Source organism: Bacillus haynesii (assembly GCF_001969855.1).
Taxonomy (GTDB): domain Bacteria; phylum Bacillota; class Bacilli; order Bacillales; family Bacillaceae; genus Bacillus; species Bacillus haynesii.
Genome location: NZ_MRBL01000003.1, coordinates 1 through 19451 on the forward strand (window position 1 = coordinate 1; position 19451 = coordinate 19451).

Below are 19451 nucleotides of genomic sequence, written 5' to 3' on the forward strand. Positions count from 1 at the left end.
CCCTTTTGAAGAATAAAGGGGGGCAACTTTTTCATAAATAAAAGAAAAGTCCATGGCTTCTTCTATTTTCCTGACCAGATGATCTTCCGGGACAAGTTCACTTAAGGCAAAGACTTCAAGCTGTTCGCGCTGATCTTTAGAGTGCTTAGACAACATGGAAAAACCTCCAAAAACTAGATTTCACTCACATTTTAACAAAAAAAGCTTGTCGATCAAGCCACTTTTTGTGGCTTTGTCGACAAGCTGAAAGCTTCCTTTTCAGGAAGCTTTTTTTATTTATTAAGGCTTTCTTTCAGTTCGGCGGTAATGTCGGACAGGGAACTTTCGTCGGCTTTGTAATAATAGATTCCGTTGATTTTTGTGCCGTCGCCTTTCAGCTCATGCTGGATGACTTTTGAGCGGGCTTCTTTATAGCCGGATTGGATATCCCACATATCGTCAAACGTGAGATTTGTTTTAACGTTGTTTTCGATCACTTTGAACATATCTCCGAATTTCGTGATGGACGATATATTGGCGCCTTTATTAATGATTCCTTCAATGACCTGACGCTGCCTGTTCTGACGACCGAAATCGCCGTTCGGGTCCTCTTTCCTCATTCTCGTATAAGCGAGCGCTTCTTTTCCGCTCAGGGTAATCTCGCCTTTGCCGAATGAATATCCGTCATAGTTGAAAGCGAATGTACTGTTCACGGTAATGCCGCCGAGCGTATCTACGACATCCCTGAAGCTTTCCATATTGACTTTGATAAAGTAGTCGACAGGAACATCGAGGAAGTTCTCAACCGTGTCTACCGTCATCTGAACACCGCCGAAAGCGTATGAATGGTTGATTTTATCCAATGTGCCTTTGCCGATAATTTCAGTATACGTATCCCGAGGGATGCTGACCATTTCAGTCGTTTTCGTTTTCGGATTCACCGTCATATAGATGAGGGAGTCTGCGCGCCCCTTATCTCCTTTGCGTTCGTCAACACCCATGAGCAATACGGAAAACGGGTCATGGTTATCAATGTCAACAGCTGAATCGCGTTTTTTTGATTTGTTAATATTTTCATGAATGTTCGCTACAGTAGATGCCGCTTTATGCCATAAGTAATAGGCGTAACTGCCTGTGCTGAGAACGAAAATGCCAATCAAAGCGATAATGATATATAGAATTTTTTTCTTTTTCTTCCTCTTTTCAGCTCTCATATAGCCCTCACCTTTTAATAGTCTACTTTGATTATAAGTTTCTTAAAATTCGAAAACAACAAAAATTTATACGTGTCCTTTTGGATAGACGAAATCCTTAGAAAAATGTTTCAAAAAAACCAATCAATCTGCAAAATTTTTCGCTATAATTAAAGAATCTGTTGGAATTTGTCGATAAAAAGGGAGAGGTGAAGAAGATGAAAAAACTCATAGTTCTAACATTATCAATGCTGCTTTTGTTGTCAGCCTGCGGTACTTCGGGCCAATCGGAGGACAAGTCAAGCTCAGACAATAAAAATGCGGCATCTGAAGAAACCATAACTAAAGAAGGTTCATTTGCAGGATTGGCTGACAGCCACACAATTGCGGTGAACATCGATGGCAAAGAAACAACGCTTCAAGTCGGTGAAGATCTTCAAGACAAAGTCAATTCCATTGAAGAAGGCAAAAAAGTCGAAGTCCAATATACAAAAGGCGAAAATGGCGTTTTGGAGCTGAAAAGCATCGAAACAAAATAAAGAGCTGAATCAAGGGGGTTCATAACGTTTTGAAAAAGATGAAGCTTCTGCTTCTGTCGTCAGTAACTGCTGCAGCTCTGATGTTTACGCAATCTGCCCAGGCTGCCGACAAAACTATTTCGGTAAAGTTAAGCAATTATTTGGGCAATAAATCAAGCGTTGATGTCAGCGTTACCGGGGCATACGAAATTCCGGGCTCGGGAATCGCCGCGACAGAGCGGTACGGCGGGGCTACCCGCTTCGATGTGGCAAACAATGTCGCATCTGTCGGATGGACGAACCCGAGCACTGTCGTGATTGTCAACCGGGACGCTTTTGCGGACGCACTTTCTGCATCTCCGCTTGCAAAGAAGTACGATGCGCCGATTCTATTAACAGATGCGGGTACGCTCACGGCGAAAACCGAAACTCAAATTGCCAAGATGAAGCCTGATAACATCTTAATTATCGGGGGAACAACGAGCGTTTCCAAAAATGTTGAAAACACGCTGAAAAAGTATGGGGCAATTGACCGCATCGGCGGCGCCAACCGCTATGATGTCTCCAAAAACATCGCGAGCCGGATGGGGTCCTACAGCCAGGCGATTGTTGCCACCGGCCTAGTCTTCTCCGACGCTCTGTCGATCGCGCCTTATGCGGCAATGAACGGTTATCCGATACTGCTCTCAGGGAATAATACGATTCGAAGCGATTACAATATTCCGAGCAAGGTTACGATCGTCGGCGGTCCGTTGAGTGTCAGCACAGGTGTTGAAAACACATTAAAGAAAAAAGCGGCTGTTACCCGCATCGGCGGAGCGAACAGATACGAAGTGTCGGCGAATATTGTCAACACGCTTAACATGAACGCATCAAAGGTTTTCATGTCTAACGGAACGACGTTTGCGGATGCGCTGGCCGGTTCCGTCCTTGCAGCCAAACAAAAGCATCCTTTGCTGCTTGTCCAAGCGGGCAGCCTGCCGACTCCTGTTGCAGATGTAGTCGCGAAAAAAGGAACCCAGTCTTTTGCTTTGCTTGGAGGGACCACCTCGATCACGGATTCATTGAAAAATAGTCTGGCAGATATGCTTACCGGAGACGGATACTCTGTTAATCTATCGAGCGGAAAGCTTGTGCTCTATAAAAATAATAAAGCTGTCAAAACGCTTGGAACATCATTTACGGCATCACCTAAAAAATATTCGACGTCAAATTCCATCAGTATCAACGGAAGGCCTTATCTGGGCAAAATGAAGTTTACGATTGAATCAAGCAAATATGTTCGTCCGATAAACGAAAACATTCCGTTCGAAGATTATTTAAAAGGTGTTGTGCCGCACGAAATGCCGGCAAGCTGGCAGACGGAAGCGTTAAAAGCCCAAGCGGTGGCGGCGAGAACGTATTCGGTCGGTTCCGCAGGAAAAGTAGTGGCCGATACGCAAGCGTTTCAGGTTTACGGCGGATACGACTGGAATTCGAAGACATCCAGCGTTGTAAATGCCACAAAAGGACAAGTTTTAAAACATAACGGCAATTTAATTTCGGCCGTTTACTCATCAAGCAACGGGGGATATACCGAAGCAAGCGCAGAGGTATGGGGCGGCAATGTTCCATATTTAATCGCTAAAGCGGATACATATGACCCGAAAAACAGCTGGTCGATGTCTTTGAATAAAACGCAGATCAATACCAGCGGCTTAAACCTAAAGAGCCCTGGCACATGGTGGAATACGACTAACGAAACGAATTCCGCCTATTTATCGGGACTGAAAAGCTGGTTTATTACCAATAAATATCCTAGTGCAGAATCCATTAAGATCACGAAAATCTCAAGCCTGACCCTGAGCAGCGCGAAAACTGCCGGTCAGCGGCCGAAAACAGCAGAGGTGAAGTTTTCTTACTTTGTCAAAGAAAAATCAAATGGCTATGTTCTGTCAAACGGAAGTCTCTCAGAAAAAACAGCGACGATTTCCGTGACGACGACTCAATTAAGAACGATGCTGGGCGGCATGAATATGAAGAGCACGTATGCTTCTGTATCCAACAATACGAACGCTTTTAGTCTCAGCGGTAAAGGATTCGGCCACGGTATCGGCATGAGTCAGTACGGAGCAAATGCCAGAGCTGCTGCTGGGCATGATTACAAGAAGATTTTAAGTTTCTATTATCCAAATACGACTCTATCAAGCTATTAATAGAGTTAGAACAGGAGGCAGCAGTGCCTCCTCTGTTCATGTTCAGGGGAAAACATAACATTTACATTTTTGGAGGTTATTTTTTTGAGGGTTTTTCTTAAAGCTGTACCTATGTTGTTGTTAGGGTTCTTTTTGTTTATACCTAATGTATTTGCAGCCAACTCTGTCACAAGATTAGACGGTGCAAACCGTTATGATGTCGCGGTGAATGTTTCCAAGCAGGGATGGACAAGTGCAAGCACTGTCATTGTTGCAAATGGAAAGGCATATGCCGACGTCCTTTCAGCGACTCCATTTGCTTATCGAAACAACGCGCCTTTCCTATTAACAGAAGCGTCCAAATTGCCAACAGCCACTAAAAATCGAATCAGTCAGTTAAAACCTAGCAAAGTGATCGTAATCGGCGGAACCGTCAGCGTTCAAAACGGCGTCGTAAGCGAGATTAAAAAACTTGGTGTGTCATCTGTCGAACGCATCGGCGGAGCAAATCGCTACGAGGTAGCGGCAAATATTGCGAATAAGCTGCCGAAAAATTCAAAAGCTGTCATCGCCAACGGAACGGCGTATGCTGACAGCCTTGCGATCGGCGCATATGCCGCGAGAAACGGCATCCCGATCCTTTTAACATCGTCCAATTCGATACCGACAGCGACAAAAAATGCGATGAAGAGCAAAGGAACAACATCAACCATTGTCGTAGGTGGTGAGGTCAGCATCTCCAGCAGCGTATACAAACAGCTTGCTTCTCCGACGCGGATCGGCGGCAGCAACCGCTATGAAGTCGCGGCCAATGTCGTCAAGAAATACTATTCTTCTGCCAAGAGCGCAATTATAAGCAACGGCTATGCGTATGCCGACGGATTAACAGGATCTGTTCTGGCGGCTAAACAAAACCGCCCGATGATGTTCACGAATGCATCATCTTTGCCGACACCGACAAGAGAAGTAATCGGGTCTAAAAACATGACGACGTTTACCGTGCTCGGCGGAACGGTGTCTCTTCAATCGAATGTCGTGTCACAGCTGAAGAATCCGATCGTCGGCAAAAAAATCTTCATTGATGCAGGGCACGGAGGTACAGACAGCGGTGCTGTCGGCAACGGTTTATATGAGAAAAAAGTGAACCTTGATGTCGCAAAATTAATTAATACGAAACTATCAAACGGCGGTGCGCTGCCAATTATGGCGAGAACGAACGACACTTACCTGACGCTCGCACAGCGCGTGTCAAAAGCGCAGTCAAATCATGCGGATTTGTTTGTCAGCATCCATGCAAACTCGGCAACGCCTGCTGCTTCCGGAACAGAAACCTACTATTATACAACATATGAATCTGCCAACAGCAAAAGGCTGGCAACCGAGATTCAAAACCGTCTCTATGTTGCATTGAATACGAAAAACCGCGGTGTAAAAATCGGCAACTTCCATGTCATCAGGGAATCAAAAATGCCAAGCAGCCTTGTTGAACTTGCGTTTATCAGTAATGTAAGCGATGCGACAAAACTGAAAAGCTCGACTTACAAAGAAAAAGGCGCTAAAGCGATTTATGACGGAATCGTTGCTTACTATTAAAATATAAACAGAAAACTCGTTTTTCGGAAAAATTGCCTATGCTGCCTTTGTTTTGTCTTTATAATATAGTATGATATTTTTGTTGAATTTAAAGACAAAACGGAGGCGGTGCATTTTTAACAAAAAATCAACGAATTTACTAATTTTAATAACTCCTTTACATTGTGTTTACGTTCGTATGCTACACTGACGAATAGATCAAACAGTAACATACTAATCGAGGTGTATGCTAGTGAGTATCGACAAAAGTTTAAGAATGTACAATGAATATTCAAGCCAGCAAACTTATTCCTGTGCTCTATCTAAAAAAGCAGTACGTTATTTATATATGAAACGGATCATGGATATCGTCCTTTCGCTGACTGGGCTCGCTCTTACACTGCCGTTTATTCTGCTGTTTTGTATATTAATCTGTATCGAAACACCGGGTTCCCCGTTATACCGGCAGGAACGCGTCGGAAAAGACGGGAAGCATTTTAAGGTGATCAAACTGCGTTCTATGAGAATTGACGCAGAAAAATCCGGTGCGAAATGGGCTCAGAAGGATGATCCGCGTATCACTGCAGTCGGGTCTTTTATAAGAAGAACAAGAATCGATGAACTTCCGCAGTTGATCAATGTGCTGGCCGGAGACATGAGCATTGTAGGGCCAAGGCCTGAAAGACCGATGTTTACCGCTCAGTTTCACCACGAAATTCCTGGATTTAAAAACCGCTTAATCGTTAAGCCGGGTTTAACGGGACTTGCGCAGGTGAACGGAGGCTATGATATCAGTCCGAGAGAAAAATTGGTGCACGATCTGTATTACATTCGGAATTTAACATTTCTGCTCGATTTGAAGGTTATGCTGAAAACGATTAAAGTAGTATTGACTGGCGAAGGAGCCAGATAATACGAGGAAGTTAGGAATATGCTATGTCTACCATTACGAAACAAATATTAAGCGGTGCAAAATGGACAAGTGTTTCAACTTTGATCGTCACGGTCATTCAAATTATACAGTTTGCACTGCTCGGCAATATCATGACAATTGCCGAATTCGGTTTGGTCGGAATGCTGACCACCGTAACGATTTTCACACAAATTGTACTCGATATGGGATTCGGGGCCGCTTTAATTCAAAAGGAGAACATCAGTGAACGCCAATTATCGACCTTGTATTGGCTGAATATCCTAACGGGCATCCTTTTGTTTATCGGCCTCTTTTTCCTGAGTCCGTTCATCGCAGACTTTTATCAGCGGGACGAACTGGTTTTTCTTGTGCGGATTTTAGCCGTCATGTTTTTAATAGCCCCGGTCGGCCAGCAGTATCAATATATGCTGCAAAAAGATCTGAAGTTTAATGTGCTGAGCAAAATAGAAGCGGGTGTCACCGTTTTGTCATTTGTGCTCCTGCTCGTTTTAGTTTTTCTGATGGATCCGATCGTGGCCTATGCATTGTCACAAGTTTTTCTTAATTCAGTTAAAGGCATCATGTTTTTTGCTGTATATTTAAAAAAATGGCGCCCTTCTTTCGTCTTTGCATTGGGGGAAGTGAAAGAATTTTTCTCTTTTGGCGCGTTTCAGCTTGCCTCCAGGCTTGTTAACAGACTTGGCGCCAATATCGACATGATTTTGATCGGGCGGTTTCTCGGTGCGGAAGCATTGGGAATCTATAACCTGGCGTATCAGATTATTACGATTCCCGTATTAAAAATCAATCCGATCGTGACACGGGTAGCGTTTCCTGTCTTCTCAAAAAATCAAGGGGACAACCAAACGCTGCGCGAAGGCTTTTTAAATATGACAAAACTTCTCTCGCTGATTTCATTCCCGCTTCTGATCGGACTGATGACTGTTTCAGATTTATTTGTTGAAGTCGTCTTCGGAGAAAAATGGCTGCAGGCCGTACCGGTTCTGAACATCCTCGCGATTGTCGGGCTGCTCAGGGTTCTGATGAATCCGAACGGATCAGTTTTGCTGGCGAAGGGGAGAGCAGACCTGGCATTTTATTGGGACAGCGGGATCATGCTCCTTTACGGGCTGTCTCTTTATGCGGCGGTATTAACGAGTGATTTGACGATCACCGCTTGGACCTATGCAGCGATCAGCCTGATCAATTTCTTTATCGGCAGATGGCTTCTCAAATATGTCATCCAGCTGAAGATGGGCGAATATTTCAGAACTGTTGGAAAACCGCTGGCTTTGACACTGCTCATGGCATTGCTGGCTCTTGTCTTGAGCGTCGGCAGCAGACATCTGCTTCACGGCGCCATGCTTCAGCTGGCAGTTTCCGTCGGGATCAGCGGAATTTTTTACGGTTTTCTGGTCAGCAAGTTTTACCGGCGGGCTATGAGGGCCCAATTAGGAAGATGACAGCAGAAAGGGCGTTTCATCATTGAAGGTTCTTTGGATTACAAGCGTTTATCCAAGCAGTCAAAAACCGGGAGAAGGCGTTTTTCATGAAACACAGGTTCAGGCGCTGCAGATGCAGGGCGTTGATGTGACGGTCATATGTCCATCGCCTGTGAACCCTGCTCCCCTCAGGCTGCTGAAAAAAAAATACCGCCAAGTACGAACAGTCCCGGAATATGAAGAAAGAAAAGGCATCCCGGTCTACAGACCGCCGTATACGGCTCTGCCTGGACAGCTAAAATGGGCTCAGCCGCATCGCCGGATCGCCAAGTCCGTAGTGAGGACGATCGAGAAGCACGGGCTTGCGCCGGATCTTATTCATGCCCATTTCGCGATGCCATCCGGGGGTGCCGCTGCCGTTGTTTCACAGAAGCTGAAGGTTCCTTATGTTCTGACGTTGCACGGAAGCGATGTCAATATTTATCCTCATTACAGCAAAGGCGCTTTTCGAGCATTTGAAACAGCTGTGCATTCCGCAGCAAAAGTCTTGGCTGTCAGCGATGCGCTGAAAGCCAAAACAAAAGAAATGACCGGTGTTGAAAGCAAGGTGCTTCCTATCGGCGTCAACTTGGACCGGTTTCAAAAACCCTCCGCTTCAGCACTTGAATTGAGGGAGAAACTCGGTCTGCCGAAAGACAAAAAACTGCTGACGTTTGTCGGCCGCTTGGTGAAAGGAAAGGGAGTAGCCGAGCTGGCAGAAGCGGTCAGTCAGCTTGATGACAGATACAGAGCTGTATTCATCGGCGACGGACCGGAGAAACAGCACATCCGTCAAACCGCCGGTGAAAAAGCGATATTGACGGGGCAGGTCGCAAACCATGAGATATCAGAATATCTGGCTGCATCAGATCTGTTTGTGCTCCCTTCGTATTCTGAAGGGATGCCGACTGTTGTCATTGAAGCGCTCGCCCTAAAGGTTCCAGTGCTTTGTACGGCGGTCGGAGGGGTTCCGTCTTTATTCGGAAAGCACGAACATCTGCTGATCAAGCCGCGCTCGGCTTCCAGCATAACAGAAGCTGTCGAGGGATATTTGGAAGGCGGCAATTGGCAAGAAGCCATCGCTGAAGAGCTGTATCAAACGGTGCACGATGATTATAACGCCTTTAAAAATGCCGGCAAGTTGCTGGATGTGTATGGGGATGTTGTCATGAACAAGAATTAAGTTGGGATCTGTCGGTTAATATGCGTATGAATGTTGAATATAATACTGTTTAAACCCATTTATTTGCGTCTAAGCTAATAAAAATAAGGATTGGGAAAACGGAAAACCCAGATTTTTTCAATAGAAAAAGATAAAGATCATTACCTAAATCAAGCTATTGGATTTGAAGGGTCAGCTGAAAGAAGGGAATGATAATGTTGAAAAGAATCGCTGTCATTGGAACGGGATATGTCGGGCTGGTGTCTGGAACTTGTTTTGCCGAAGTGGGAAACTCGGTTGTCTGCTGCGATATTGACGCTGAAAAAATAAGAGGACTCTCAGCCGGAGTGATGCCGATTTATGAAAACGGCCTAAAAGAACTTGTGGATAAAAACGTAAATGAAAATCGCTTATTTTTCTCTACTGATATTCCAAAAGCGATTGAAGAAGCTGAAATTATTTATATTGCAGTCGGAACACCGATGTCGGAAACAGGGGAAGCTAATCTGACATTTGTTAAATCTGTTGCCGAAATGATCGGGAAGCATCTGAACGGCTATAAAGTCATCGTCAACAAAAGCACTGTCCCTGTTGGAACAGGAAAGCTCGTACAAGCCATTATAGAACGCAATTCAAAAGGGGAATTCCCTTTCGACGTCGTTTCGAATCCGGAATTCCTTCGTGAAGGAACAGCTATTTACGATACGATGAATATGGAAAGAGCCGTCATTGGCGCGACAAGCGAAAAGGCTGCTGCGATTATTGAAGAGCTTCATAAGCCTTTTCAAACGAAAATCGTCAAGTCTAACCTTGAAAGTGCAGAAATGATTAAATACGCTGCAAATGCATTTTTGGCTACAAAGATCTCGTTCATTAATGATATCGCGAATATTTGCGAAAGGGTCGGAGCTGATGTATCAAAGGTGTCTGAAGGTGTCGGACTCGACAGCAGAATCGGCAATAAATTTTTGAAAGCCGGAATTGGCTTTGGCGGCTCTTGCTTCCCTAAAGATACGATGGCTTTACTGCAAATCGCGAAGTCAGTCGGCTATCCTTTTAAAATGATTGAAGCCGTCATTGAGACGAATCAAAAGCAGCGCGCCCACATTGTGCAAAAGCTTCTTGATGTGTTCGGCGATTTAAACGGTATGACCATTTCGGTTCTTGGGCTGGCATTCAAGCCGAATACAAACGATATGCGTTCGGCGCCGTCTCTGGATGTCATTCCGATGCTGAGAAGCCTCGGTGCTTTAGTCAAAGCGTTTGATCCGATTGCTGTACCTGAAGCAGAAAAGCTTCTCGGCGATCAAGCCGTTTACAGCGAAGATCTGTATGAGACGATTCAAGGTACGGATGCGTGTGTCATATTGACAGAGTGGCCGGAAGTACAGAACATGGATATTGCCAAACTTAAGGCTGCTTTGAAAAACCCCGTCTTAATCGATGGACGAAATATATTTGAAATTGAACAAATGAGAAACGAAGGTATGATCTACCATTCAATCGGACGGCCGGAAGTACAGGGAGAAGGAATCCTGACCAACGTATAAACAACGGGGGGATAACAATGGAAAAAGTACTAGTGACAGGCGGATGCGGATTTATCGGCTCGCATATTGCTGAACAGCTTCTGAAAGAAAATTACCAGGTTTCAATTCTTGATAATTTAACTACGGGACACCGCTCCAACATTGACGGTCTCCCGATTGACTTTTATGAGCAGGATATTACGAAGCCGGAAGTCATCGACGTTATCAAGAACATTGATCCCGATTATATTATTCATTTAGCTGCACAAGTAAGCGTAGCGGAGTCTGTCAGCGATTTTTTAAATGATGAAAACATCAATATCAGGGGATCGCTCCATATCATTAAAGCAGCTGGTGAGTGCAACGTGAAAAAGATCGTCTTTGCATCATCAGCAGCTGTTTATGGAAATCCGGATTATCTGCCTGTCGACACCCGTCATCAAACAAATCCAGGCTCACCCTACGGGCTGACGAAGCTTACGGTGGAGAACTACTTAAAGCTGGCCTATGATCTGTATGGAACCGAGTATTGCATTTTGCGGTACAGCAACGTATACGGACCGCGCCAGGACGCAAAAGGAGAGGGCGGCGTCGTATCGATTTTCTCCGATTTGCTGACCAGCGGTAAGGCTCCGGTGATTTTTGGAGACGGAGAACAATCGCGCGATTTTATTTATGTGGGTGATGTGGCTTCTGCCAACGTAAAGGCGCTCAAAGCTCAATCAAACGTTTGTTTAAATGTTTCAAATGGCTTTTCGATCACGGTCAATGAGCTGTTTGCTGAGATGAAAAAAGCGACGAACTCGGCGCTGTCTCCGATTTATCAAGCTGAACGGCCGGGGGATATCCGCCACAGCACACTGTGTAATGAAGAAACAAAGAAAATCTTAAACTGGGAACCAAAAATGCCGCTCGCTGAAGGACTGGAAAAGACCATTTCATATTATAAAAAAGAAATGAATACGTAAATCACTGGCTGCTGGCTGATGTCGGCAGCCCTTTTCCAGAAAGAAGCGGAAGGAGGGGGAAAAATGAGTCTCAAACGTTCCGCGGTCAATGTTCTGGTTTGGCTCGCCGCATTGACCGCAGGGTTAGCATTTGTTGTATTGGCCCAATCCAATGCAAAAAAAATCTTGCTAGCATGTCTAATTTTGATTGCGCTGGCTGTGATCGTTGTGCTCCGAAAGTATTTGTCGTCCGAGCAATTGCTAATGCCCGTATTATATCTGCTCATCGCTGCAACTTTTGCCAACAATGCTTTTTTTACGATTAAATTGGGTTTTTTCAGCCTGTTTCCATATCGAATTCTTCTGATTCTGGCAGGATTCTTATTCATAGCGGAAATGTTGAAAGGCAGCCAGTACCTTGAAAAGTGGAAGCAGGTGCATGTCAAAGGCATTCTGATGTTTTTCGCGTTTTGGTTCTGCTATGGAATGATTTCACTGCTTTGGGTCAAGTCTGCTACTGATGGCATAAAATATCTGTTCCTATTGGCAATGGGAATGTTTTTTGTTTTTCTGGTTGTCATGTTTTTTCAAAAAATGGATCGTATTCTTGCGTTTTATTACATATGGCTGGTCATGACCGTATTTTTAATGGTCATCGGTTTTTACAACCACTTTACGTTAAACCACCTGCAGAGCTCGACCCTTTATAACGGGCCGCACTATAAACAGCACTATCCGACATCCGTTTTTTTCAATCAGAATGACTTTGCGACATTTCTGTCCATCAGCTTTTTCTTTTATTTATCTTTTTTCAAAAACATTAAAAACAGCTACTTAAAAATAGCGGGATTGATCCTTGCGTTCTGTTCGGCCTACTTGATTTTCCTGACTGGATCAAGAGCCAGCATTCTGGGAGTGATAGCCGGACTTGCCGTTTATGCGTTCATTTTGCTGCCGAAGATGCTTAAAAAATGGGCGCTCATCGCCGCAGCTGCAGGATGTATCGCTTTTGTCACACTGTTTGCAGGAAAGATTACCGGAGCTTTTTATACATACTTTTTGGCTCCGCAAACAGCACACGATTTCAGCGAGCCGCTGCCATCCAATGTCGCCAGGGCGAATTTGTTGAAAAACGCCGGGCATTATGTGCTGGACACTTACGGATTTGGCGTCGGCGCCGGCAATGTGCCTTATTATTTGGAGCATCATGCATTGTTCGATACGGACCAGGTCGTGGAGGTTCATAACTGGCTCGTTGAGATCATGACGAATTTTGGAGTGGTGATGATGCTCGGTTATTTAACGATGTACATTTATCTAATAACCGTGCTTTACCGATATTATAAAAGATCGCTTGGAAGACGGCCAAAGCTTCTTATTGAAGGTTTGACAGCCGCGCTCGTCGCCTTCCTTGTGTCAAGCATCAGTCCGAGTTCCGTCTCGAATTTATATTTCCATTGGGTGTTCCTCGCCCTTGTGATTGCGACAGTTAATACCTTTAGAATCAGCGGAACAGATGAAACCGAACAGTATAGGTGATTTTTGAAAATCGAATTTAAAAACAGGGAGAAATTCATGTGATGAATTTAATCAAACGTATTGCTGGTAGAGTGAAAAAGTATATTGTGGCGATTATTGCGCTTCCTCTTATTCTTGGTCTTGTCGGTTATTTTATGCCGAAGGGGAGCGTTGCACCATCTGATTACACGGCTACTGTAACGATATCAACCGGAAACTATGGAGAAGCGAAGTACAACAATGCAAAGCAAGTGCCGCTGCTGTTGAAAAACGAAGCTTTTTTAAAGGACATTTTCCCGGAGATGCCTGAAGAAGATCTGGCGCAGTTGAAAGACGATCTGGCGATTGAAATCAGAACGGATTCACTTTTTAACTTAAGCTACACAGGGCCTGACAAACAGGAAACATTGGATACTTTAGGAAAAATCAAAGATGCCTATATGAAAGGCGATAAGGCACTGTTCTCAAAAAGGGAAGAAGTCATCGAAAAGAATATTAAGGCGCTTGAAGGTGAAACAGTCAGCGCTGATTCCAAAGTTGATAAACAGCGGTTTTTGTATGAGCTTGAAACAAGCAAGCTTGATATGAAGGCTGCTGAAGAAATTGAGCCTTTGATCGTGCTTGATAACCAGGCTGCCGGCATGTCGCCTAAAAAAAGAGCGGTATTGGGCGTACTGATCGGTTTAGCGCTGTCATTTTTTATCATTGTCGTTCCGGAAGTTTTCAGAGAACGTTAAATTTTTAATTGGGGATGTGGATCAGGACCATGACGAGGCAAAAACCTTTAATCTCTGTCATTACGCCTTCCTATAACGCGGAGGAATTTATCGAAAAAACCATTCAGTCCGTCTTAAATCAGACGTTTTCCGACTGGGAATTGATCATTGCCGATGATTGCTCAACAGATGGGACAAGAGACATTTTGAAGCGCTATGAAGAAGATGATGAGCGGATCCATGCCATTTTTCTGAAAGAAAATCAAGGCGCTGCAGCGGCGCGAAATGCGGCGCTTAGCAAAGCCGAAGGGCGCTATGTCGCCTTTTTGGACAGCGATGATGTTTGGAAAGCAGAAAAGCTGGATAAGCAGCTTGCCTTCATGAGGAAGCATCAGCATGCTTTCACATTTACGGCATACGAGCTGATCAGCCAAGATGGCGAACCGCTTCATAAAACCATTCATGCACCCGTGAGCCTTACATATGATGATGTATTAAAAAATACGATCATCGGCTGTTTGACGGTGATGATTGACAGAGAGCAAACGGGTGATATCCGGATGCCGAATATTAGAACCCGTCAGGATTTGGCGACATGGCTGTCCGTATTAAAGCGGGGGTTCAAGGCATACGGACTGAACGAACCCCTCGCCGAATACCGCATCGTAGAAACATCGATCTCCAGTAACAAATGGAAGGCGGCGCGAAAAACCTGGTATGTGTACAGGGAAATCGAACGCCTTCACTTGATGAAAGCGACATGGTGCTTTTTCCATTACGCTAAGAACGCAGTCATGAAAAGATTATAACGGCATTGACAGAAAAGGTGATTGAAAGTGAAAGCAGATCAAGTCATACACGTCATAGTAGCGACAGGCGAATGGGGGCAGGATCAGCTAAGATACAGAAGGCACCGCCTTGCTGAGTTTTTGGCTGGCCGCAAGGAGACGAAGGAAGTCATTTGGGTCTGTCCGTCTGAAAATCCTTCCCGCGAGACTTTTACATTGCTTGGCAACGGAATCAAGCAATTTGCAGTCAAAGATTTTTTGAAAAAGAAAATATTCAGGTTTGCCCGCTACAAGGATGTTTTCTATCAAAGCAAGCTGAAGCCGCTGCTTGACCGGCTGAAAGAAGACGTTCAAGGGGAAAAGGTGTGCTTATGGTACACATTCCCCGGTTTTCCGCTGCTGTCATCGCTTTATCAGTGGGATCAGGTCATCTATGACTGCAGTGACCTGTGGGCGGCGCCGATCAGCGGAAGCCAAAGCCTTGTCTCAGGATTCAGGCAAAAGGTCATTTTTGAAGCTGAAGGCAGAATTATTAAAGCTGCTGATACGATTTTTTGCACTTCTGAATATTTGCACCAAAACGTAGCAGACCGGCTTCAAGGAGAGACAAAGCCGGTTTTTACAATCGAAAATGGTGTGGAATACAGCTTGTTTGCGGAAAATAAGCAAAAAGCTGATGTATTAAACGGAAGGGAAGGCACCGTCCTCGGCTTTATCGGCGGAATCAAGCCGAAGCTCGATTTTAAGCTCATCAAAGAAGCTGCCAGAACCAAAAAAGAGTGGACATTTTTATTTGTCGGTCCTGACGGGACAAACGGAGACGAAGATTTTAAAGCACTTCTTGAAGAGGATAATGTCATTTGGACGGGCCCAGCTGCGCCGTCGGAAGTACCAGCTTATATGAATGTAGTGGATATTGGTATCATGCCGTATAAACCGTCGCCATATAATAATGCGGTATTTCCTTTAAAGCTGTTTGAATTTTTGGCTGCCGGAAAGCCTGTTGCCGGTATGAACCTCCCTTCAACGGAAAAGGTTGAACAGGAACACGTTTACCGTCATCTAACAGGAAACGACCCCGCTGAATTTACAGCGGTGTGTGAAGAGCTGGAGCTTGCGCATGATGATGTCGCCCATGTGAAACTGCGCAGAAAGATCGCACATGAAAGAGACTGGCATCATTTATTTTTAACGATGCTTGATAAATTGAACTTGAATAAAGATGCATAATTTGCGGCGGGGGATATTAATTCGTGATGTTTCTTTTGGCTGGAGCTTGTTATAATAAATAATGAAATTGTATAATGAAAAGGTATGATCTTTAATACGACCAGACTTCATTTAAAAAGGAGACTTCCTTATGTCTTATGAACGCACTGTACTTGCGTTTTTTGTCTCTCTCATTACTGTTTTAATTATTACTCCGCTTGTCAAACGTCTAGCAATCAAATCCGGGGTCGTGGATCAGCCGGATAAACGAAAGATACATGATAAAGTAATGCCGAGAATGGGCGGTTTAGCCATTTTTATAGGAGTATTGACCGGTTCGTTTGCCGGCGGCCTTTATGAAAACAGAATAACAGCAATTACACTCGGTGCTTTTATGATTGTCATTTTAGGCATTGTAGATGACAAACATAATTTAAGCGCGAGAATTAAATTTATCGTTCAAATATTAGTAGCGTGCATCATCGTCAGTACAGGCTTAAAAATGGAATTTTTATCAATTCCGTTTTGGGATCTTCGCTTTGATTTGGGGTGGCTTGCATACCCTCTAACGATTTTATGGATCGTCGGGATCACCAATGCCATCAACTTAATCGACGGATTGGACGGACTGGCTGCGGGTATATCCGTCATTGGTCTTTCGACGATTGCCGTCATGGCTTTTTCTGCCGATAAAATCCTGATCTTCTCTTTGTCGCTGGTTGTCATCGGAAGTACGGTCGGCTTTCTGTTCTATAACTTCCACCCGGCAAAAATCTTTATGGGAGACACGGGCTCACTGTTCTTGGGCTATGTGATCTCGGTTCTGTCGCTGCTGGGGCTGTATAAAAGCGTGACTCTGTTCAGCGTCGTCATTCCGATCATTATACTAGGAGTGCCGATATTTGACACGACATTTGCGATCATCAGGCGGATTTTAAACAAGCAGCCGATTTCCGCTCCCGATAAATCGCATATTCACCACAGGTTGATGGCCTTCGGCTTGTCCCATCGGAAAGCCGTCATCGTCATTTATTTAATCGGCGTCGTCTTCAGCCTGAGCGCCATTCTTTTAAAAACAGCGACGCTTTGGGTGTCCATCTTCATCATCTTCGGTTTAATCCTGTTCATGCAGATCATCGCAGAGGTGACAGGCCTTGTAAATGAGCAGTACAAGCCTTTTACGAAGTTTTACAGGCGGATGGTGAAGAGGAATTGAGAAAAGACCTGATTTCATTCATTTTTGAAATCAGGTCTTTTTTTCGTTTAAATACAAGCCAATGTTAAATATCTATTAGATTGGACGATAAAGGAAAGAGTGGAATATTTTATTATAAGGAGTGTTTTTTGTGAGAAAGCTATTCTTTATGTTTGTAATTCTGTTTTCAGCTATTTTGGCGCCGTTTGGAAGTGCGTCAGCAGAGGAAAATAGCGGGAAGAGCTGGATAAGTAAAGCTGATTTACCGGAGGCCAGAAGCGCCGCGGCTACTGCCGTTGTAGATGGGAAAATTTATGTGATTGGCGGATTTGGGTCGGAAAATGTAGCGACAAATACAACATTTGTATATGATCCTAAAACAAATGAGTGGACGCAAAAAACGGATATGCCTACCAAAAGAGCAGGTGCTGCAGTTGCAGTTGTGGATCATAAAATATATGTGATTGGTGGTAATACATATAACACCAGAAATTATGCAAACACTGAAAAAGTTGAAATTTATGATTACAAGACTGACACCTGGGAAAGTGGGATCGATGCCCCTGTAAAAAGTTATTTATCTACAGCGGCTGTTATAGATAATACGATTCACTTATTTACTCAACAAGAGCCAGGCAAGCCAACGCATTTTGCGTATAACACAGCAACAAAGAAGTGGGAAACAAAATATCGTCAACCTAGAAATAATTCAGGTGCAGCAGCTGCTACTGTCAACGGAAAAATATATTATATAGGTGGGGGAACGCATAACAGTGGTGCAGGTATTTCAGGATTTATCTATGAATATGATCCAAAAACAGACAATTGGGTTAAGAAGAGTAACTTAAGAAGTGTGGCCACATATGTATCATCTGCAGTGGTTGGAAACAAAATTTATATTGCAGGCGGAGCTATAGGCAAAAATTCTGTTACTTCAAAGGTCCAAGTATATGATCCAAAAAGTGATACAGTAGAAGAAATTCAAGATCTTCAATATAAACGGGCAGGTGCAGCAACAGTTGCTGTTGGAAAGGATTTATATGCAATAGGTGGAAGTGAAAGTGTAAACCTTCGATTGTTGCATACTTCTAAATTTAGGTCTGTTGAAATGCTGTCACTAGAAGATTCAAAGAATCCGAATGACGACAACCAGGGGAAGACGGATGATACAGATCAATCAGAAGAAGGAAACGCGCTGCTTGTTATTACGATGGTAAACGGCCTTCAAAAGGAGTATCAGCTTTCAATAAAAGAAGTGAATGCTTTTTTGAGTTGGTACAAGCAGAGAGATGCTGGAGAGGGTCCAGGCTTTTATGAAATTGATGAACACGATAACAATAAAGGACCGTTTGAGAGCAAAAAAGATTATGTTGTCTTTAAAAATATTTTGATGTTTGAAGTCAATAAATATAAAGAATAATTTTAAAAACAAAAAGAAACCTCTTGAAAACTGTCATCAGTTTTCAAGAGGTTTTATTCTTAATAAGAATCAGCAGGCGATTCAGCTGAGCTGTCTGTTCCGTCAGCGGTTGCGGAAGATTCAGACGATGTTCCGCTCGAATCAGCAGTTGAGTCCGGGTATAAATGATGGGTCAATTCATTTTGCACGTTTGCCAGGTTTTGCTGGTCAGGCTCAAAGTAATAAACATTTGCAATCGTAAGATCCTGTCCTGTGATGTTTAATGTTTTAATATCATCGCCAGCAAAGCCGCTGTAGATTTGCTGGAGCGCCATGGCCTGTGTGATTCTGAAATTTGTCTCAATGTTTTTGCTTGCTTTTTGGGCAATTGTATCAATTTTAGCGAGGTTTTGCGGTTTGGAGATTTGATCAAGAGCGGCTTTTAAGATTTGCTTCTGTCTATCGTTTCTCCCGAAGTCTCCCCGCTTATCCTGTTTTCTCATCCTTGCGTAGGCAAGAGCTTCCTCTCCATTTAGATGCATGTTTCCTTTTTTAAAATAGATTCTCTTCGATTTGGAGACATCGCTTTTTTCGTTAAAATCAAACGGCACGTCAACATCGATTCCGCCGATTTCATCGATGACATCTTTGAACCCGTCAAAATCGACTGTGGCATAGTAATCAATCGGGATTCCGAGGAAGTCCTCTACCGTCTCGATTGTTTCATCCTTGCCGCCTTTTGCATAGGCCGCATTAATTTTTGTTTTTGTGCCGGTTGTGTCGCTGGCCAAATGAACCCTTGTGTCCCGCGGAATGCTCAGCATTTTCATCGACTTCTTTTTAGGATCGAGCGTCACGACAATCAGGGAATCCGTCCGTCCGTGCTCGCCGTTTGTCGAATAATCTTCAACACCCATAAAAAGAATCGAGAACGGCTTTTTTTGAATATTCACGACATCGTCCCTGAGCTTTGACTTCTCCCCGCGCGCAAGCTCATCATAAGTGCCGTCAGCAGCGGAAATCGTGTTAATAATTTTATATATGCCCACTCCGCCGATTGCGAGAAGTGCGAGCAGCATAAGGACTATAAACCGTTTAATCAGCTTTCTCTTTTTATTCTTTTTTTTCCGCACTTTCACTTTAATACGCTCAGCCATA

Annotated in this window: 17 protein-coding genes; 14 read left to right on the forward strand and 3 right to left on the reverse strand. The window is 44.0% G+C overall.

Annotated elements, in window-relative coordinates:
- Positions 1–156: transposase (locus tag BTA31_RS23210; RefSeq protein WP_479688706.1), on the reverse strand; the 156-nt coding region annotated here is incomplete at its 3' end.
- A gap of 116 nt (positions 157–272) precedes the next feature.
- Positions 273–1193 carry a polyisoprenyl-teichoic acid--peptidoglycan teichoic acid transferase TagU gene (gene tagU / locus BTA31_RS02050; RefSeq protein WP_043926711.1) on the reverse strand — a complete coding sequence of 307 codons (921 nt, stop codon included), beginning with the start codon at positions 1191–1193 and terminating at the stop codon, positions 273–275.
- 197 nt (positions 1194–1390) lie between these two features.
- On the opposite strand from tagU, the gene BTA31_RS02055 reads away from it, so the two are divergent.
- The 14 genes from BTA31_RS02055 to BTA31_RS02120 all read left to right on the forward strand — a co-directional run bounded on the left by BTA31_RS02055 (position 1391) and on the right by BTA31_RS02120 (position 18314).
- Complete coding sequence (locus BTA31_RS02055; RefSeq protein WP_020453135.1) at positions 1391–1711, forward strand: hypothetical protein; 321 nt, start codon at positions 1391–1393, stop codon at positions 1709–1711.
- A gap of 29 nt (positions 1712–1740) precedes the next feature.
- Positions 1741–3885 (forward strand): SpoIID/LytB domain-containing protein, encoded by a 2145-nt coding sequence (locus tag BTA31_RS02060; RefSeq protein ID WP_076788703.1) that lies wholly within the window; start codon positions 1741–1743, stop codon positions 3883–3885.
- 84 nt (positions 3886–3969) lie between these two features.
- A complete protein-coding gene (locus BTA31_RS02065; RefSeq protein WP_076788706.1) occupies positions 3970–5457 on the forward strand; it encodes an N-acetylmuramoyl-L-alanine amidase in 1488 nt (495 codons plus the stop codon).
- Positions 5458–5689: 232 nt separating this feature from the next.
- The gene (locus BTA31_RS02070) at positions 5690–6349 is read left to right on the forward strand and encodes a sugar transferase (RefSeq protein WP_076788708.1); all 660 of its coding nucleotides are present in this window, start codon (positions 5690–5692) and stop codon (positions 6347–6349) included.
- Between the two features lie 23 nt (positions 6350–6372).
- Positions 6373–7812, forward strand: coding sequence for a teichuronic acid biosynthesis protein TuaB (gene tuaB, locus BTA31_RS02075; RefSeq protein ID WP_076788711.1), 1440 nt, complete (start codon positions 6373–6375; stop codon positions 7810–7812).
- Between the two features lie 22 nt (positions 7813–7834).
- Positions 7835–9013, forward strand: coding sequence for a teichuronic acid biosynthesis protein TuaC (tuaC, locus tag BTA31_RS02080; protein WP_076788714.1), 1179 nt, complete (start codon positions 7835–7837; stop codon positions 9011–9013).
- 188 nt (positions 9014–9201) lie between these two features.
- Entirely contained in the window at positions 9202–10542 is a 1341-nt protein-coding gene (gene tuaD / locus BTA31_RS02085) for a UDP-glucose 6-dehydrogenase TuaD (protein WP_275667456.1), read from the forward strand.
- A 17-nt stretch (positions 10543–10559) separates the two neighbouring features.
- Positions 10560–11489, forward strand: a complete 930-nt coding sequence (locus tag BTA31_RS02090) for an NAD-dependent epimerase/dehydratase family protein (protein ID WP_076788720.1) — start codon at positions 10560–10562, stop codon at positions 11487–11489.
- Positions 11490–11552: 63 nt separating this feature from the next.
- Positions 11553–13007, forward strand: a complete 1455-nt coding sequence (tuaE, locus tag BTA31_RS02095; protein ID WP_076788722.1) for a teichuronic acid biosynthesis protein TuaE — start codon at positions 11553–11555, stop codon at positions 13005–13007.
- A gap of 41 nt (positions 13008–13048) precedes the next feature.
- Positions 13049–13723 carry a teichuronic acid biosynthesis protein TuaF gene (tuaF, locus tag BTA31_RS02100; protein WP_076788724.1) on the forward strand — a complete coding sequence of 225 codons (675 nt, stop codon included), beginning with the start codon at positions 13049–13051 and terminating at the stop codon, positions 13721–13723.
- A gap of 29 nt (positions 13724–13752) precedes the next feature.
- On the forward strand, positions 13753–14511 hold the full coding sequence (gene tuaG / locus BTA31_RS02105) for a teichuronic acid biosynthesis protein TuaG (protein ID WP_043926702.1): 759 nt from the start codon (positions 13753–13755) through the stop codon (positions 14509–14511).
- Positions 14512–14538: 27 nt separating this feature from the next.
- Positions 14539–15720, forward strand: coding sequence for a teichuronic acid biosynthesis protein TuaH (tuaH, locus tag BTA31_RS02110; protein WP_076788727.1), 1182 nt, complete (start codon positions 14539–14541; stop codon positions 15718–15720).
- 130 nt (positions 15721–15850) lie between these two features.
- A complete protein-coding gene (locus BTA31_RS02115) occupies positions 15851–16915 on the forward strand; it encodes a glycosyltransferase family 4 protein (protein WP_043926700.1) in 1065 nt (354 codons plus the stop codon).
- Positions 16916–17045: 130 nt separating this feature from the next.
- On the forward strand, positions 17046–18314 hold the full coding sequence (locus tag BTA31_RS02120; RefSeq protein WP_076788728.1) for a Kelch repeat-containing protein: 1269 nt from the start codon (positions 17046–17048) through the stop codon (positions 18312–18314).
- A gap of 59 nt (positions 18315–18373) precedes the next feature.
- Here the strand turns inward: BTA31_RS02120 and BTA31_RS02125 are convergent, their stop codons facing one another.
- The gene (locus BTA31_RS02125; protein ID WP_076788729.1) at positions 18374–19450 is read right to left on the reverse strand and encodes an LCP family protein; all 1077 of its coding nucleotides are present in this window, start codon (positions 19448–19450) and stop codon (positions 18374–18376) included.
- Between the last annotated feature and the right edge of the window lies 1 nt (position 19451).

Coding starts and splice junctions, on each gene's coding strand:
- BTA31_RS02055 (WP_020453135.1), top strand. CDS start 1,391: ATGAAAAAACTCATAGTTCTAACATTATCAATGCTGCTTTTGTTGTCA.
- tuaF (WP_076788724.1), top strand. CDS start 13,049: ATGAATTTAATCAAACGTATTGCTGGTAGAGTGAAAAAGTATATTGTG.
- BTA31_RS02115 (WP_043926700.1), top strand. CDS start 15,851: ATGTCTTATGAACGCACTGTACTTGCGTTTTTTGTCTCTCTCATTACT.
- tuaG (WP_043926702.1), top strand. CDS start 13,753: ATGACGAGGCAAAAACCTTTAATCTCTGTCATTACGCCTTCCTATAAC.
- tuaE (WP_076788722.1), top strand. CDS start 11,553: ATGAGTCTCAAACGTTCCGCGGTCAATGTTCTGGTTTGGCTCGCCGCA.
- BTA31_RS02125 (WP_076788729.1), bottom strand. CDS start 19,450: ATGGCTGAGCGTATTAAAGTGAAAGTGCGGAAAAAAAAGAATAAAAAG.
- tagU (WP_043926711.1), bottom strand. CDS start 1,193: ATGAGAGCTGAAAAGAGGAAGAAAAAGAAAAAAATTCTATATATCATT.
- tuaD (WP_275667456.1), top strand. CDS start 9,202: ATGATAATGTTGAAAAGAATCGCTGTCATTGGAACGGGATATGTCGGG.
- tuaB (WP_076788711.1), top strand. CDS start 6,373: ATGTCTACCATTACGAAACAAATATTAAGCGGTGCAAAATGGACAAGT.
- BTA31_RS02090 (WP_076788720.1), top strand. CDS start 10,560: ATGGAAAAAGTACTAGTGACAGGCGGATGCGGATTTATCGGCTCGCAT.